A 17,175-nucleotide genomic window follows, 5' to 3' on the forward strand; every position below is an offset into this window, starting at 1 on the left:
CTCAAGAGTTGAAACGGTTCATCGTAGCCGTCGTGGATCTGCGACGAGGGGTTCTGCTGCCGTTCGTGATCACAGCCGTCCTGGCAGGGCAACTGCCCGCTGCCGCGCACGCCTCACCCGGTGAGCACCTCGACCGCGGGCTCGTCGCGGCCTCCGTCGCGGGCGGCGTGCACCTGAGCTGGCGCCTGCTCGGCAAGGAGGCCACCGGCGCGACCGCCACCGGCCTCTCGGGGCCCGACTTCGCGGTCTACCGGGACGGGAAGCGCATCGCGACCGTCACCGACAGCACCACGTACGTCGACACCGGCGCGGCACCTGGCGCGCGGTACCAGGTCGCTCCCGTGCGACGCGGTGTCCCGCTGGGGCGCAGCAGGTCCGTGACGGCGTGGGCGGCGTCCCACCACGACCTGCCGCTGCGCAAGCCCGCGGACGGCGTGACACCGGCCGGTGAGCACTACACCTACTCCGCCAACGATGTGAGCGTCGGCGACGTGGACGGCGACGGCCAGTACGAGTACGTCGTCAAGTGGGATCCCAGCAACTCCAAGGACGTCTCGCAGGTCGGCTACACCGGGCCGGTGTACCTCGACACGTACCGCCTCGACGGCACGCTGCTGCACCGGATCGACCTCGGCGTGAACATCCGGGCGGGCGCGCACTACACCCAGTTCCTGGTCTACGACTTCGACGGCGACGGCCGCGCGGAGCTGATGACGAAGACCGCGCCGGGCACTCGTGACGGCCGCGAGCGGTTCATCACGATGCCGCGCGAGGACGTGCGTGCCGGGTACCGGAACACCGACGACTACCGGCTCAGCCCGGAGGGATACCGCGACCACCTCATCGGCGTGTTCCGCGGCTGGGACTCCCATCCCGAGGTGATCTCCGGTAGGTGGCCCGCGACGCTGGAACAGGCGTTCGGCATCGAGCCGCGGTACGCCTACCCGCTGTCCACAGAGGACGCTGCCGCGCTGGCCGACCACTTCGTCGACGTGTATGCGCCGTCCCGCAGCGCCAACAACAAACTGCGCCAGTTCGCCGGTTTCATCGTCGACGGCCCGGAGTACCTGACAGTCTTCGACGGCGCCACGGGACGTGAGCTGCAGACCGTCCGCTACGAACCCGGCCGCACCGACGACGGCCTGATGTGGGGCGACTACGCGATGTCCCGCATCGAACCGGGCAACCGCGTCGACCGGTTCCTGTCCGGAGTCGCCTACCTGGACGGCAGGCGCCCGTCCGCGATCTTCGCCCGCGGCTACTACACCCGTTCCACGGTAGCGACCTACGACTGGGACGGACGGCGGCTCAAGAAGCGCTGGCTCGTCGACAGCGGCTGGGTGCCGATGACGAACCCGTTCCGCGACACCCCGCACGGCCGCGACGGCACGAACCCCAGTCACGCCAAGCTCACGACGCAGGGCTCGCACTCCTTGAGCGTCGCCGACGTGGACGGCGACGGCAAACAGGAGATCATCTACGGCGGCGCGACGCTCGACGACAACGGCTCGTTGCTGTATAGCTCGGTCGGCGTGCTGCCGCCGGGCAGTGTGGAACCGGGAGCCGAGGCACGGGTCGGGCACGGAGACGCCCTGCACGTCACCGACATCGACCCGAACCGTGCCGGGCTTGAGATCTACATGGTCCACGAGGGCGCCCGCTCCGCCCCGTACGGCTACGCGCTGCGCGACGCCCGCACCGGCGCGACGATCTACGGCGCCTACTCCGGAATGGACACCGGCCGCGGCATGATCGGCGACGTCCGCCCGGACGTGCCCGGCCTCGAAACCTGGTCGTCCATGCCGAACGGATCGGACTCCGCGGGCACCTGGAGCGCGGACGGCCGCCGGCTCGAGAACCGTTCTCCTGGAACGAACATGAGCATCCGCTGGGCCGGCGACCTGACCACCCAGATCGTGAACGGCGCCCAGGACGTCACGCCGTCCATCGACGACTGGCGGCGCGGCACGCTGCTCACCGCCACCGGGACGCGCACCAACAACGGCACCAAGGGAAACCCGTCGCTCGTGGCCGACGTGCTCGGCGACTGGCGCGAGGAACTGGTCGTGCGCACGCAGGACAGCACGGCCCTGCGCTTCTACCTCAGCACCGAACCGACGAACCACAAGATGTACACGCTCATGCACGACCGCCAGTACCGCGTCGAGGTCGCCCGCCAGCAGACCACCTACAACCAGCCGTCCTATCCGAGCTTCTACTTCGCCTCGGACGTCGACTGGTCGCGCGTTCCCCTGCCCTCGCACCGATTGGCCGGATCATGATCACACGACTTCTCGTCACGGCAGCGGTGCTCATGAGCACCGCCGTCGTGGCCCCGGCGGCGTCCGCCGCCACCACGAGCTCGCCCACCGACCCGAACGTCAGGTACTTCGGCCGCTGGAACACGAGTTCGTCGAGCGCCTACGTCTCCGAGTGGGCCGGCGCCTACCTCGTCGTCGGCTTCACCGGCCGGACGGTGAAGCTCAAGCAGCGCCGCGCGATCGACTTGTTCGTGAGCATCGACGGCGGTCCTGACGTGTCCTACGTGAACCGGACCGGCACGGTGGACCTCACCCCGGCGCCACTGGCCGCGGGCAACCACACCCTCCGCGTCTCCTACCGCCCGATCGCGGGCTCCTACAAGGGCGACGCGGTGTACCAGGGCATCGAGATCGACACCGGCGCGCGCACGTTCGCGCCCACCGCGCCGTCGAAGATCATCGAGTTCGTCGGTGACTCGATCACCGTCGGCCAGCTGTCGTCGAAGCAGGCGCTCACCGCGTACGGCTGGCTGACCGGCGAGAAGCTCAAGGCAGGCCACACGCAGATCGCGGTGGGCGGCGCGTGCCTGCACCCGGCGGCGGACGGCTGTCTGAGCATGCGCGAGGGCTTCCTGCGCACCGGCCTGGCACTGACCGCGCCCGCGTGGAACTTCGGCCGCTACAAGGCGAACGCCGTCGTGATCAACCTCGGCACGAACGACGTCGGCCACAGCGTCACCAAGGACGAGTTCCGCGCCTCCTACGTCACGCTTCTGCGGCGTGCGCGGGAGAAGTACCCGACGGCGGCGATCTTCGCTCTCGCCACGTTCCGCAAGCGGTACGTCCCGGAGACCCAGGCGGCGGTGAAGACGCTCACCGACGGCGGCGACCGCAACGTGCACTTCGTCGACACGCTGGGCTGGATCGACGAGGCCACCGACACGTCGGACAACGTGCACCCGAACGACCAGGGCCACCGCAAGATCGCCGACAGGCTGGCACCGATCGTGGCGGCCAGGATCTAGTGGTGCGGTGAGGGTTCGGGGTTTCACACCCCGAACCCTCGACTGGAGCACTAGCCGATCCGGCGCAGGTCCCGCACCTCGGGCCGGGCCTGGAATCCGGCAGCGCGGTAGGTGGCAACGGCCCCGGTGTTGGCGCCTTCGGCACACACGGTCGCGCTGGACGCACCCATGTCCTGCAGGGCCGCCGCGGCGGCGAGCGCGATCGCCCTGCCGTAGCCGTGTCCCTGATGATCGCGGTGCACGCCGAGAGGTTCGAGCAGACCGGGTTTCCCGGGGCCCGCCGACCAGACGGTCGTGGCCGCGACCGCATCGCCCGGTCGTCGTACCCGACCAGGCATCGGGCATCGGCGTACGGCGTCCCGGCGGCCATGGCCCGCCACCGCTCCGCGCTGAACTTCGATCCGGCGAACGCCCCGCGGTGCACCGCGACCCGGTCCTCGACCCGTTCGGGGCCGACCACCTCGATCCGCACGCCGCTGTCCGCCACGGGCGCGCTCAGGTCGCGCACCATCGGGATCCACGGCTCATCCGGTTCCCAGCCGTCCTCTTGCAGCACTTCCCGGAATCGGCCCTCCCAGAGCGCTTCGACGTGGGCCTTGTCCGCCGGCAGGACGCCGCGTTCGCAACGCCGCGGCGGTCACCTCCGGGCCGAACTGCCAGTAGAACCCGACGTCCCCCGAATGCAGCTGCATCGGGGCTCCTTCGCGCCGCCACTCCGCCAAGCGCAATTCACGAACCAGTCCGAAATGCCGAATTCGCGGACGGGCGATCCCCGTCCGCGAATTCGGCATTCAGTCAATTCAGGGTGAGGTGAAACTCGGGTGCGGCGGCTGGTTGTAGGCCGTGTTCTGCCACGCCACCGCCTCCCGGTACTGCCGGTCCTCCATCAGCGAGGCCCGCCGGATCGTCGTCGGCTCGGTGGTCGAGTAGATCCGCAACGCCCGGCTGTCCGAGGTCCGCCAGATGACCTCCTCGCGCCAGTCGCCGAGGATGTCCGCCTGCAACGCCGGCGTGGACTTGGTGCCGTTGTTGGAGGCCACGCCCGAACCGGTGAGCAGCCGCGTGTCGCCGTTGGGGCCGTACTTGTCGATCGTGGTGCCGTTGAGCAGCTCGCGCTGCGCGTCACCGTCCCACCAGATCACGAAGTTGATCGACCCCGGCTTGCGCGCCGCGACCTGGGCTCCCGTGGCGGCGCTGCGCAGCCCTCCCACGGACGCCGACCACGCCTCCGCGCCGGGGTTGCCGGCCCAGATGTCCGCGGCGACCGCACGGCCGTTGTCGCAGCCGCACGACGGCGCGCTCCAGATGATCTGACCGGTGCGCGCGTCGCCCATCCAGTGCGTGACCTCGGTGGTCCACTCCGACGGCTTGAAGACCTCCAGTCCCGGCCTTCCCGGGATGAAGTCGCCGACGTGCAGGGCGTCGCCGTGGTGGGTGCTGTTCTGCCACAGGCCGCGGCCGTTGTCGTCGATGGCCATGGAGCCGTAGACGACCTCGTCGCGGCCGTCGGCGTCCACGTCGGCGATCGAGAGGTTGTGGTTGCCCTTGCCCTCCCAGGCCGAGCGGTTCGACTGGGACGCCGAGTCGAACGTCCAGCGCTGGGTCAGCTGCCCGTTCCGGAAGTCCCACGCCGAGATCACGCTGCGGGTGTAGTACCCGCGGGCCATCACGATGCTCGGCCGCGAGCCGTCCAGGTACGCGGTGGCGGCCAGGAAGCGGTCGACCCGGTTGCCGTAGTTGTCACCCCACGACGAGACGGTTCCGCGTGGTGGCACGTAGTTCTCGGTGTCGAGCACCGCGCCGTCCGTGCCGCGGAACACCGAGAGGAACTCCGGTCCGGTCAGGATGTAACCGTCGCTGTTGCGGTGGTCGGCGTTCGCGTTGCCGATCACCTGCCCGGTGCCCGACCGCGTGCCGTCCGCGGTCTTCACGGCGATCTCGGCCCTGCCGTCGCCGTCGTAGTCGAAGACCTGGAACTGCGTGTAGTGCGCGCCCGCCCGGATGTTGCGGCCGAGGTCGACGCGCCACAACCGGGTGCCGCTGAGCTCGTACGCGTCCAGGTACACGTTGCCCGTGCGGCCTGCCTGCGAGTTGTCCTTGGCGTCGGCGGGATCCCACTTCAGGACGATCTCGTACTCGCCGTCGCCGTCCAGGTCGCCGACCGACGCGTCGTTCGCCACGTAACCGGATCCCGGACTCTGGATCGGGACGTCCCTGCTCGTCTCCAGGGTGCCGACGGAACGCGTGGCCGCCGCCGATTCCACGCCTCCGCTCACCTGGCGCACCGAGTAGGACGCGGTCGCGGGCGCACCCGCGTCGAGATAGCTCGTCGCCGTCGTCACCGGCGCGCGGTTGACCTTCACCCCGTCGCGGTAGACGTTGAACGCCACATCGGCGGCGTCACCACCGAGCAGCCGCCACGACACGAAGTTGCCGTCGCCGCGCACCGACCGAATGCTGACCAGCCCGCGTTCGGCGGCACCCGCCGGTTCAGCCGCGACCGCGGGAACACCGCCCGCGACGAGCATCGCCGCGAGCAGTGCCGACATCGTTGTCCTTCTCATCGTCGATCACCCTCCTGACACCGAACAATTGTCCCTCGCAAAATTGAAACGTTTCACACGAGAAACAGTAGCGTCGAACAACTCGAATGCGCGGAGGGCAATTCTTCGACCCGGATTCGACACCACTCACAAAGCAGGTGCTTTCGCCAGCACCTCGATCTCGCCGAGGGTGAGATATCCGGACGGACGCGCGGTGAGGACGACTCGGACGGCGGTCGCCGGGGGCGAGGGGTTCAGCACGACCTCTGTCCGCAGTGCGTTGACTTCGACGTCACCGCTCGCGTCGACCCACGCGCCGTCGACCGTGCGCACCTGGACCTTGAGACTCTGGGCGATGCCACCCTCGCCGTCGCGGTGGGAGTGCACGGCCACCCGCGTGAGATCACGGGTTCCGGGCAGGGTGAAGGTGATCGTGTCGGACGGGTTCTTGGCGCCGGACCTCCAGTTCGACCACGCCTTTTCCTCCGTGACGCCGTTGCGCAGCCGGTCCGCGGAGTAGCCGGACTCGGTGTAGGTCGCTGCGACAGCCGCGTCGAGCGCCGCGTTGACCTCGACGGGCTCGGTCACCTGCACCACGGCTGTGGCGGCCACCGTGCTGCCGTCGACGACCTGGGCACGACCGGTCACCGTCACCGTCCCCACGTGGTCGAACACCGCGGTGTCCCACACCACGGGGAGTTCGGCCTTGCCGCCCCGTTTGCCCACACCCGTGACGGTGGCCGGCAACTCGGGCCGCCCGCCGACGTAGGTCTTCGCGCGAGCGGGCAGGGTCGAGGCGATCGTGTCGACGGTGACCACGGCCTGTGCGGGCAACTTCCGCCCGAGCACGTCCGTCGCCGTGCCATGAACGCGCACGGTTCCAGGGTGCTGCCACTGCCAGTCCGGCGGGAGGTTCCAGACCACGGGAAGAGCTCCGCGCGCGCCGTCCGGGTACACCGGTGTCACGGTCTGCGGCAGCACGGGCCGAAGCTTCGGAACCGTGAACACGGCGGCGTCCTGAACCCGTTGCACGGTCTCGTCGACCGGTGTCCAGCGCTGGCTCGCGCCGGAGGTCGGGGTCCTGGCCGACACGGTCTCCCCGGTCGCGTCGATCAGCGTGCCGGTGGCGGCGTTGACGAACGTCCAGCCGCCGTCCCCGGTCGTCGACATGATCCACTGAGCCGCTGTGTCACCTGCCGACTGGAGCACGACGGCGTCACCGGATGCGGCCAGCCGGGTTCCGGTCACGGCGCTGACGATCTCGTACCGCTCGCGTTTTCCGTTGCCGAGCCCCAGTTTCCGCACCGCCCACAGCTGTCGCGCACTCGCGGGGTCGGTGGTCCGCAGGACCGCTTTCGCCCAGTCGTCGGACGGCTGCAAGGACTTCCCGCCCGTGGCGATCCGGTACACGTGATCGGGCTGGACGAGCGCGGCGTCGCCGGACACCCCCGCCACGCCGTCGACGAGGAACGTGGTGACCGACTTCGCCGGCACCGTGAGCGTCGCCGACTTCCCCGCCACCCGCACCGGTTTGCCGCGCACGAGGGCACCGGACGCGTCGGTGACCACGGGCGTCACCTTGGCCAGCGGCGAGACGACCCCGAACCGGGACAGGTCCAGCGTCACCGCGCGATCGGTGGTGCCGCTGTTGACGTGGACGACCGTCGCGTCCAGACCGAACCGCTTCACCGCGGCGACGCTCGACGGGTCGTCGGTCTTGACGAACCGGTCGCCCGGCCGGACGAAGTGGGTGAAGTTGCGGATGGTGTGGAACTTGGTGTTGGTCCTGACAGGACAGGTCCCCAGTGTGTCGTTCGCCTTGCAGTCGAACGGGATGTGGACGCTGCCCCAGTTCTTCCCAGCGGCCGTCTGCGGAGCCGTGTCCTCGATCGGCTGCCAGAACACCCAGGCGGACGGTTCGAGCTCGCGGATGTCCTCAAGCATTCTGGTCGCCATGCCCAGGCCGGGTTCCATGCTCGTGTAGTCGGTGGTGCCGTTGCCCCAGGTTCCCTCGACCTCGCTCATCCAGAGCTTCTCACCGGCGCCCTTGGCGATGTCGCGGACGCTGGTGCGCTGGCCCGTGCCGTAGGTGTGCACGTTGAGCTGGTCGACCACGTCCCGCGCCGGACCGTAGCCGTTCCAGTTGCGCACGAACGTGCCCGGGTTCGTCTCGTCCATCGCGGACACCTTCACCCGCGACCGCAGCTCGTCGAGCGCGCGGCGCGTGGCGAGCAGAACCTCCTGCTGCAACTCGGGTCCGGCGTGCGCGCCCTCCTGACGTCCGCCGGTCGGCTGGCCGTCAGGGCCGATCTGCGTGCCCCAGTAGTTCGTGTTGGGCTCGTTCAACGGGGCGAGCGTGTCGAACTTGATGCCGTGCGCGCGTTCGATCTCCTGGGTCACGCGCGCCAGGTACGTGGCGAAGTCCTCGACGCGGTCGCGGCGGATCTGGTCGGTGTTCGCGTCGAACCCGCCGGAGACGTAGCCGCTGACGGTCTGGAACCACGGCGGCGAGTTGCTGAACGCCTCCCACTTCGTGACCTTGCGCTTGACCTGGTCGACCCACCAACGCTGGTTGGCGTCCGCGGAGAAGTCCCAGTGGTCGGGGTTGTCCGGCTGCCACCAGTCCACGTCCTCGCGCGTGGTGCCGGGAGGGGCTTTCCAGAAGCCCTCCATCGTCGCGCCCTTCTTCATGTAGTCCTCGCGGACGTCGGGCGCGTTGCCGCCACCGATGTTGTACCGCGCGATGTTCAGCCGCAGTCCGTCCTCACCGAACAGCAGGTCGACGAGCTTGCGGCGGATCGGCTCCGGATAGCCGCCGGTGACGTTCGCGAACCACACCAGGCTGGTGCCCCAGCCCTCGAACTCCGGTTGCTGGTACGACGGGTCGATGCGGACGGTGACCCCGTTCTGCGGCAACGGGTCCGCGGCAGCCGGCGTGGCAAGGCCGGCGGCGACGAGGGTGAGGGCCAGCAAAAGCCTCGCCACGTCAGGCCCCCAGCCGGAAGTCGGCGACGCGGATCGGCGACGGCGTGGTGCCGCTGGAGTTCTGCTGGTACTGCACCGAAAGGATTCCCTGGGACGCGACGCGCGACGCGTCCACGTTCACCTCTCCGAACGCCTGCAGCGACGGGCGGTCGAACAACGTCGTCCAGTCCGTCCAGCCGCTGGCCTTGCTCGCCGCCACGATCTTCCCGCGAGGCAGCACGAGGTACGCGTTGTCGTCCCGGTCGAACACGATCTTCGTGCGCTGCGTGTGGTTCGGCGGGATCGGCACCTCCATCTTGGTCCACCTGCCGTCCGCTCCGCGGAAGACGTGGAAGGTGCGGCCGTACTGCGTGCGCTGCTGCGCGTAGTTCGACACGCACTGGGTGAACCGGCCGGGGACGTAGCTGATCACCACGTGCGGCCGGCCCTGGGCGTCCACGGCCTGACTCTCCTGGTTCATCAGGCCGTGGTTCGGGTCGAGCGGATCGGCCACCAGGCCCGGCGAGTTGACGTGCACGGGTGTGCCACCGGTGGTGCCCACCACGGTTCCCGCACCGTTGCGCCACGTGCGGCCGCGGTCGTCGCTGTAGACGTAGCCGGTGTCGTGGTTGGTCAGGCCGCCTGGGTTGCACAGCACACCGGCATTGCCTTCACGCCAGGTGAAAGCGGCGTGCAACCGTCCACTTCGGTCATAGGTCAGGCCGTGCAGGTACATGTTGCGGGTGGTGGACACCACGCCGTTCGGGCCGGTGTACGAACCGGTGGCGGACGACCAGCCGCCGAGCTTGCGCCACGTGCCGCCGGAGTACTCCGCCAGCTCGTTGACGCCGTTGCCGGAGCCACCGGTGCGGTAGCTGAACTGCAGCCTGCCCTCGGGAGTCACCACGAACTGCGGGTACGTCATGGAACCGAGCTCGACGCCGCCGAGCGTGCGCTGCACCGAGCCGAACGCGGCGGCGTTCCACTGCTGGGCACCGGTCGCGAGGCCTGGCAGGGAACGGAAGTAGAACAAGCGCGTGTTGTGCGTGTCCAGCGCGACGTGAATCGCGTTGTCCTGCGGGGAGATTCCGAGCGAGATCACGTTGTGCGAGTCGTCGGCGCTGAGCTTGTGCGGAAGGATCACGGTCTCCCACCGCGTACCGCCCACGGTCCGCCGCGCGACCACGGCCTCGCGGGTCGCCGTGTACCAGGTGGCGTACTGACGTCCCTGATAGGTCAGGATCGCGTCCTGCTGGAACGAGTTGTTGTTCACCACTCCGTCGTAGGACACGAAGTACAGCGCGGAAGGATCGAGCAGCGTGTCGCCCACGAGGCTGACCGCCGGCGCCGCCGCGGGCGCACCGACCGCAGGCCATGGCGACGCCAGCAGCATCGCGGTCACCAAGCACAGCACTGTCCTCTTCACGGTTCCCCCGGCTGGTCGCGGTTCGGCTTGTTCCCCGGAGCGTGAAGTCGAACAAAATCGAACGCAAGCGTCGACCTGTTCGATAACAGCCGGTGCCCTGTGAACGGCCCGGACCTCGCGGCCCCTTGTCGCCCTTCCGCCCCGACTGTTCACTTGTGTTCAGTTCTGTCTGAACATGGAGGTTCAGCGTGCGGCGCGCGATTGTTCTTGCCACGGTGCTGTTAGTTGCGGTGGGTTCGACGACACCGATCGCCTCCGCGGCCGATCCACCTCCGGACGTGCACACCTACCTCGAAGATCCGCGCAAGATCGCCGAAGGACAGGAGCCGCACCACGCACTGCTGCTCCCGCAGGCGGATGTCGCCTCGGCCGTGCGCCGCGACGAGCGCACTCCGTTCACGCGGTCGCTGGACGGCCAGTGGCGGATCTCCGTGGCGGACAAGCCGGCCGACGTCCCGGCGCGGTTCTACGCCGACGACCACGACACGTCCGGCTGGCGCACGGTGACCGTGCCGCACACCTGGCAGACCGACGGCCTGGACCACCCGATCTTCCGCAACATCGCCACCGAGGTGCAGCCGGACGATCCGCCCCGCGTTCCCCGCGACGTGAACCCGACCGGCGCGTACGTCCGCGACTTCGAGGTGCCCGCCGACTGGACGAAGCGCGCCACGTTCGTGCGCTTCGAAGGCGTGACGTCCGGCTACTTCGTGTGGGTCAACGGCAAGTACATCGGCTACGACCAGGGTGGCTACACCCCGGCGGAGTTCGACATCTCCTCCGCGCTGCGACCGGGCCGCAACAAGATCGCCGTCCAGGTGCACCGGTGGAGCGCCGGGTCCTACCTGGAGGACTACGACCAGTGGCGGTACTCGGGCATCTTCCGCTCGGTGTCGCTGTACTCGACGCCCGCCACGTTCATCCAGGACGTCACCCTGAAGACCGACCTCGACGCCACCTACACCGACGCGACCCTCACCGCGGACGTCGAACTCGGCCACAAACCCGGTGGCACCACCGGCACGCACCGCGTCACCGCCAGCCTGCGCGACTCCCGCGGCGCCGAAGTCGGTGCGGTGAGCCAGGAAACCGACAGCAACACCGCACGCCTGACGTTGCCCGTGCGCAACCCGGCCAAGTGGACCGACGAGACGCCGAACCTCTACACCGTCGTGCTGACGCTCACCGCGCCAGACGGCAAGATCACGCACATCACCAGTGACACCACCGGTTTCCGCGAGATCGAGATTCGCGACAGGACGTTGCTGGTCAACGGCAAGCGCGTGCTGTTCAAGGGCGTCAACCGCGCGGAGACCGACCCGGACCACGGCCGGCACGTCCCGCGTGCGGCGCAGGAACGCGACGTGGCGCTGATGGAGCAGCTCAACGTCAACGCCGTGCGCACCTCGCACTACCCGAGCGACCCGTACTTCTACGACCTCGCCGACCAGCACGGCATCTGGATCGACGACGAGGTCGACATCGAGACCCACAACCACGAGAACTGCGCCCGGTGGTGCCAGGCGAACCAGCCGGAGTGGCGCGACACCTTCCTGGACCGGCTGATCGGCATGGTCGAGCGCGACAAGAACCACCCGAGCGTCTTCCTGTGGGACAGCGGCAACGAGGCGGGGCTCGGCGCGCACCACTACGAGATGGCGAAGTGGCTCAAGGCCAACGACCCGTCGCGGCCGATCTACCACCAGTCCAACAACCCCGACGGCGACGCGCCGTTCGCCGACGTGTGGGGGCCGCGCTACCCGTCTCCGGAGCGGTTCGCCGAGCAGGCGAAGAGCACGACCAAGCCGTTGATCTTCGGCGAGTACGCCCACGCGATGGGCAACAGCCTGGGCAACTTCCACGAGTTCTGGGACATCATCCGGGCCAACCCGCAGACCCAGGGCGGCTTCATCTGGGACTGGGCCGAGCAGAACATCAAGCAGAAGACCCGCATCGCACCCGACAGTTCGGGCAACGACATCACGGCGTTGTTGTCGGGCGCACCGAAGCTCGTCGACGGCCACCGCGGCAAGGCGTTGTCGCTGTCCGGGCTCGACGACTTCGTCGAGGTCTACCGCGATCGCAAGCTCGACATCACCGGCACCGCGCTGACGCTGGACGCGTGGGTCAAGCCCGGCAAGTGGACCGGCCAGTTCCCCATCATCGCCAAGGGCGACCACCAGTGGACGCTCAAGATGAAGAACGAGACCACGCTCGAGTTCTTCATCCACAGCGGCACGTGGCGCGCGGTGCAGGCGAAGGTGCCCGCCGACTTCTACGGCAAGTGGCACCGGGTCAGCGGCACGTACGATGGCACCGCGCTGCGGCTGTACATCGACGGCGCCGAAGTGGGCACCCTGCCGTTCACCGGTGCGATCGACTACTCGGCGGCGGACGTGAACATCGGCCGCGACTTCGAGATGTCGTGGAACGACCCGTCGACCGTCGGCTGGATGGCCCGCGGCGAGGTGGACGACGTGCGCGTCTACGACCGGGTGTTGCCCGCCGCCGAACTCGGTGTCTCCTCCGCCCCGGCCGGCGGCGCCGTGCTGGCGCTCGACTTCGACAGCGTGCGGGAACGCGGCACGCACTTCGCGCACGGGTCGACGCTGTCCGGTGTGGACGGTCTGATCGGCACGGACCGCAAGCCGCAGCCGGAGACCACGCAGATGGCGTGGGCACACCAGCCGATCCGGTTCGGCTACTCCGGCGGCGTGCTGTCGGTGACCAACGAACGGCAGTTCACCGGAACCGACGACCTCACCCTGCGCTGGCGGGTCACCGAAGGCTCACGGGTGGTCAAGAGCGGCGAACAGCCGTTGCGCGTCGCCGCCGCCTCGACCGCGCCGATCTCGCTGCCGATGCCGGTCAACGACGCGGATCGGGAACGGTTCCTGACGGTCGAGACGGTCACGTCGGCCAAGGCACCGCTGCTGCCCGCCGGGCACGTCCTCGCCCACGACCAGTTCTCGCTGGGCGGCAGCCGCGTTCCCGGCCTGGACAAGGCACCGCTCGACTGGGCCGTCGTGTTCACCCACGAGGACGCCCAGAAGGTCACCGCCACGGCAGCAGGCGCTGCTTACACGGTGGACAAGAAGTCCGGTGCGCTGACGTCCATGAAGTCGTGGGGCCGGGAGTTGCTCACCAGCGGTCCGAAGCTCGACGCGTGGCGTGCGCCGATCAGCAACGAGACCTACACGTGGGGCCGCGCCGAGGGTGAGGACTGGCGCAAGGCCGGCCTCGACCGGCTGGAGACCACGGTGTCCGGTGTGCGGGTGGAGAAGGACGGGCACAAGACCACCCGGATCATCGTGGACAGCAAGGTCGCCGCACCCGGCGTCGGCGGGGCGTGGTTCGACCAGACGATGGTCTACTCGGTGGACTCGGCCGGTGTGCTGCGACTCGGGCACCGGGTGACGCCGCAGGGTTCGATGCGGACGCTGCCGTACCTGCCGCGCATCGGTGTCCAGCTGTCCGTGCCCGACCGCTTCTCCGAGTTCTCCTGGTACGGCAGGAAGGCGGAGAGCTACGTCGACCGCAAGGACGGCACGCCGATCGGGGTGCACTCCAGCTCGGTGGCCGACCAGTACGTCGAGTACCACCGTCCGCAGGACCACGGCAACCACACCGACACACGGTGGGCGCTGCTCACCGACGGACGCACGTCCGGTCTGCTGGTGTCGGGTGCGCGCGAGGTCAGCGTGACGCAGTACGACGACATCGAGCGCGCCGCGTACCCGTTCATGTTGCAGCGCAACAAGGGGTACTTCACGCTGCACGCCGATCATGCCGTGACCGGTGTCGGTGACACGCCGAACCCGGTGCGGCAGCGCAGCCAGGTCCGTCCTGACAGCACCTACGAGTACACGATCACGATGCGACCGCTGACGTCGCAGGAAGCCTGGTCGGGCCTTCCGGCGGGGGCCTGACCGGAGGAGGTGGCCCCGGTGTTCGCCGGGGCCACCTCCTTTTTCACGCCCGCGTGCGTCCGATGTGGACGTTCGACTCACTCGGCGATCTGGTACCTGCCGAGCACCATCTGGACCAGCTCGTCCGCGACTTCGTCCAGCGTCGCATCGACCCACCCGACGACCCAGTCGTGCATGAGTCCGTTGATGGCGCCGATGATGGCCGCGGCGGTGATGCGGTAGTTGCCGGGAGGGATCTCACCCCGTGCGGCGGCGTCCGCGGCCAGCCGGTTGATCATCTCGACCCAGATGGCGCGGCGTTCGAGGCGCTGACGGTCCATGCGGGGGCTGACTCCGACGACCTCGACGTAGGCGATGCGGGCGTGCCGCGGGTCGGCGCAGGCGCCCTTCACGTAGGCGTGCACCAAGCGGGGCAGCAGCTCCGGCAGACTCAGGTGCGCGGTGCCGGGCAGCACCTCGGCGACGGCCTTCCCCGCCACGTCGTTGACGTGGAGGTGCAGATCGGCCAGCAGGTCCTCCAGGGCGCGGTACTCCTCGTAGAACTGGCGGCTCGACAGACCGGCGGCCTTGCACAGATCGCCCAGACGGGTCCCCCGGAAACCCTGTGCGGTGCCGAAGGTCTCCAGGCCCGCTTCCCGGAACCGCCCGCGCCGTTCGTCGCGGCGCTCGGCCGCGTCCCTGCCGCCGTAACGGCCCTCCGCCGGGGTGATCCTGCCTGCCACTGTGCCTCCAACGGACGTGTGCGGTGGTTGCCTCCACTGGCTCTTGTGGCCGGGATCACGTCAGCCTACTATCCAGTAGGTAAAATCTGAACTCGGCCAAGTTCAGATCTCCCTGCGGCATGCGCCCCCTTGCCGGCGCCCACTTCATTCGGAGATGCAACGATGCACGCTTCGTCGACCCCTGCACGGAAACCTTCCGGAAGCGCTCTCACGCGCCGCCGCCTCACCCACGCCGTCGCCGCGGCGGCGGTGCTCGCCGCCTGCGTCACCAGTCCGGCCGCCTCCGCGGCGCCGCTGCGTGAGGTGATGTTCGTCGGCAACAACTGGGACGGCACCGCCGACGTGATCTCCTCCACCGGCGACTTCGCCAAGATCGGCCGGATCAACGTCATCCCCGACAAGGACCAGCGACTCACCGAGATCTACCTCAACCCGATCAAGCTGGCCTTCTTCCTCGGTATCCGCTCAGGCCCCGGCGAGGGGCACGACCAGTTCGTCGACGACATGTACTCCACCCCCGACGGCACGGCCATGGTCGTCTCGCGACCCAGCTTCGCCGACGTCGTCTCCCTCGACCTGGCCACCGGGAACATCAAGTGGCGGTTCCCCGTGTCGGGCTTCCGCGCCGACCACATGGCCGTCTCCCCCGACGGCACCAAGATCGCGGTCTCGGCGTCGACGTCCAACACCGTGCACGTGCTGGACATCAACACCGGCCGGCAGCTCGGCTCCTTCAAGACCGGTGACAAGCCGCACGAGAACGTCTTCACCAACGGCGGCAGGTACCTCTGGAACATGTCGATCGGCGAGGTCAACAACAACTTCGACGCACCGTGGCAGGACTTCCTGAAGGGCGACCGGCACATCACCGTCGTCGACGCCGCCACCTACCAGATCGTCCGCACCATCGACATGCGCGGCAAGCTGGACGCCTTCGGCCGCAAGGACCTGTCCAACGCGGTGCGGCCCGCGACGTTCAGCCCCGACTTCTCGAAGCTGTACTTCCAGGTGTCGTACTTCAACGGCTTCATCGAGTACGACGTCGCCACCGACAGGATCACCCAGCTGAAGACGCTGCCGAAGAACCCGGACACCAGCGACGACCGCACCACCTTCGTCAACGACTCACGCCACCACGGCCTGTCCATGAACCCGGACGGCAGCAAGCTGTGCGTCGCCGGAACCATGGACGACTACGCCACCGTCGTCGACCGCGCCACCCTGCAGGAAGGCCCGCTCGTCACCGCCTCCAAGCCCTACTGGGCCACCGTCAGCGGCGACGGCCGCCAGTGCGTCATCTCCGAGAGCGGCGCCGACCAGGTCACCGCGATCGACTTCGGCACCGGCCGGAAAGTCGTCTCCGTACCCGTCGGCGACCACCCGCAACGCGTCCGCGTCGCCCACATCTCCGCCGGCTGGACCAGCCCCACCAACTGACCACCGGTCCAGGGAGGTGGCCCCGGTGTTCGCCGGGGCCACCTCTTTTCACGCCCGCGTGCGTCCGATGTAGACGTTGCGGGCCCGGTAGACGGTCTCCGCGGTCGGACCGGGGCTGCCGGAAGAGCCCTCCATCTGCAGGTTGATGATCACCCAGAGCGGCTTGCCGACGAAGTTCTTCGCGGTGTGCTGGGCGATCCACTTGCCGTCGAGGTAGTAGTGGATGACGACGTCGGTGCCGTTCACCTTGGTCATCCAGGCCCGGTAGGTGTGCCACGAGCCCGGCGAGGAGACACCGACGATCGAGCTCGACACGTCACTGGACGTCCGGAAGGTGTTGAACCAGTTCCGGTTGTCCCCCTTGAACTCCAGGACGTCGCTCTCGGGCGGCCAGCTGTTGACGCCGGTCAGCCAGAACGCGGGCCAGGTGCCGCGGGTCGACGGCGCCTGGAAGTCGCCCTTCACCTCCCAGTTCGGGAACTGGTCGTTCACGACGACGTGCTCCCTGGCGTGGATCGCGCCGGAGTGGTAGCGGATGGGCAGGTGCGGATCGGCCCCGCTGTTGCCCTCGTCCCACGAGATGCGCGTCGCCTTCACCGTCAGCACGCCGCCCGACAGCGACACGTGGTTGTGGTCGCTGGAACTCGCGTACATCCTGGCCGTGCCGTTGTGGTCGGATCCCCACGGGTAGCGGTAGTTCCATTCCGACTCCAGCGCGCCGTAGCCGCTGAAGGATCCCGTCCCGATCACCTCTTCCCACGCCGCCGCGTTCGCGGGGGTCGTGGACGCGGCGGTGAGGACGACGACGAGTGCGCCTGCTGCGATTCTCATCGCCTCACTGTCCAGCACGGACTTGTTGCCGCACAAC

General features: G+C 68.7%; 10 protein-coding genes. 4 read left to right on the forward strand and 6 right to left on the reverse strand.

Features of this window, described 5'->3' with window-relative positions:
- Positions 1-32 precede the first annotated feature (32 nt).
- Both SK854_RS10290 and SK854_RS10295 read left to right on the forward strand, forming a co-directional pair.
- The gene (locus SK854_RS10290) at positions 33-2,282 is read left to right on the forward strand and encodes a rhamnogalacturonan lyase (RefSeq protein WP_319974786.1); all 2,250 of its coding nucleotides are present in this window, start codon (positions 33-35) and stop codon (positions 2,280-2,282) included.
- Positions 2,279-3,286, forward strand: a complete 1,008-nt coding sequence (locus SK854_RS10295) for an SGNH/GDSL hydrolase family protein (RefSeq protein WP_319974787.1) — start codon at positions 2,279-2,281, stop codon at positions 3,284-3,286. Before SK854_RS10290 ends, SK854_RS10295 begins: the two co-directional genes overlap by 4 nt.
- A gap of 50 nt (positions 3,287-3,336) precedes the next feature.
- Here SK854_RS10295 and SK854_RS10300 read toward each other — a convergent pair whose 3' ends face one another.
- The 4 genes from SK854_RS10300 to SK854_RS10315 form a co-directional block, all read right to left on the reverse strand.
- Complete coding sequence (locus tag SK854_RS10300) at positions 3,337-3,624, reverse strand: GNAT family N-acetyltransferase (protein ID WP_319974788.1); 288 nt, start codon at positions 3,622-3,624, stop codon at positions 3,337-3,339.
- Positions 3,625-4,086: 462 nt separating this feature from the next.
- Entirely contained in the window at positions 4,087-5,850 is a 1,764-nt protein-coding gene (locus SK854_RS10305; protein ID WP_319974789.1) for a rhamnogalacturonan lyase, read from the reverse strand.
- Positions 5,851-5,976: 126 nt separating this feature from the next.
- Positions 5,977-8,814, reverse strand: a complete 2,838-nt coding sequence (locus tag SK854_RS10310) for a glycoside hydrolase (protein WP_319974790.1) — start codon at positions 8,812-8,814, stop codon at positions 5,977-5,979.
- A 1-nt stretch (position 8,815) separates the two neighbouring features.
- Positions 8,816-10,219, reverse strand: a complete 1,404-nt coding sequence (locus SK854_RS10315) for a BNR repeat-containing protein (RefSeq protein WP_319974791.1) — start codon at positions 10,217-10,219, stop codon at positions 8,816-8,818.
- A 188-nt stretch (positions 10,220-10,407) separates the two neighbouring features.
- Between SK854_RS10315 and SK854_RS10320 the strand changes: the two genes are divergently transcribed.
- The gene (locus SK854_RS10320) at positions 10,408-14,148 is read left to right on the forward strand and encodes a glycoside hydrolase family 2 TIM barrel-domain containing protein (RefSeq protein WP_319974792.1); all 3,741 of its coding nucleotides are present in this window, start codon (positions 10,408-10,410) and stop codon (positions 14,146-14,148) included.
- A gap of 77 nt (positions 14,149-14,225) precedes the next feature.
- On the opposite strand, the gene SK854_RS10325 is transcribed toward SK854_RS10320, so the two are convergent.
- Positions 14,226-14,870, reverse strand: a complete 645-nt coding sequence (locus SK854_RS10325) for a TetR/AcrR family transcriptional regulator (RefSeq protein WP_319974793.1) — start codon at positions 14,868-14,870, stop codon at positions 14,226-14,228.
- A 162-nt stretch (positions 14,871-15,032) separates the two neighbouring features.
- Between SK854_RS10325 and SK854_RS10330 the strand changes: the two genes are divergently transcribed.
- The gene (locus SK854_RS10330; RefSeq protein ID WP_406601747.1) at positions 15,033-16,307 is read left to right on the forward strand and encodes a YncE family protein; all 1,275 of its coding nucleotides are present in this window, start codon (positions 15,033-15,035) and stop codon (positions 16,305-16,307) included.
- Between the two features lie 48 nt (positions 16,308-16,355).
- Here SK854_RS10330 and SK854_RS10335 read toward each other — a convergent pair whose 3' ends face one another.
- Positions 16,356-17,138 (reverse strand): glycoside hydrolase family 16 protein, encoded by a 783-nt coding sequence (locus SK854_RS10335; protein ID WP_319974794.1) that lies wholly within the window; start codon positions 17,136-17,138, stop codon positions 16,356-16,358.
- Positions 17,139-17,175 lie beyond the last annotated feature (37 nt).

The organism is Lentzea sokolovensis (assembly GCF_033949975.1).
Lineage (GTDB): Bacteria > Actinomycetota > Actinomycetes > Mycobacteriales > Pseudonocardiaceae > Lentzea > Lentzea sokolovensis.

Excerpts from the sequence above, each read along its gene's own strand:
- SK854_RS10295 (WP_319974787.1), top strand. The coding sequence starts at position 2,279 with ATGATCACACGACTTCTCGTCACGGCAGCGGTGCTCATGAGCACCGCC.
- SK854_RS10300 (WP_319974788.1), bottom strand. The coding sequence starts at position 3,624 with ATGCCTGGTCGGGTACGACGACCGGGCGATGCGGTCGCGGCCACGACC.
- SK854_RS10305 (WP_319974789.1), bottom strand. The coding sequence starts at position 5,850 with ATGAGAAGGACAACGATGTCGGCACTGCTCGCGGCGATGCTCGTCGCG.
- SK854_RS10330 (WP_406601747.1), top strand. The coding sequence starts at position 15,033 with ATGCACGCTTCGTCGACCCCTGCACGGAAACCTTCCGGAAGCGCTCTC.
- SK854_RS10335 (WP_319974794.1), bottom strand. The coding sequence starts at position 17,138 with ATGAGAATCGCAGCAGGCGCACTCGTCGTCGTCCTCACCGCCGCGTCC.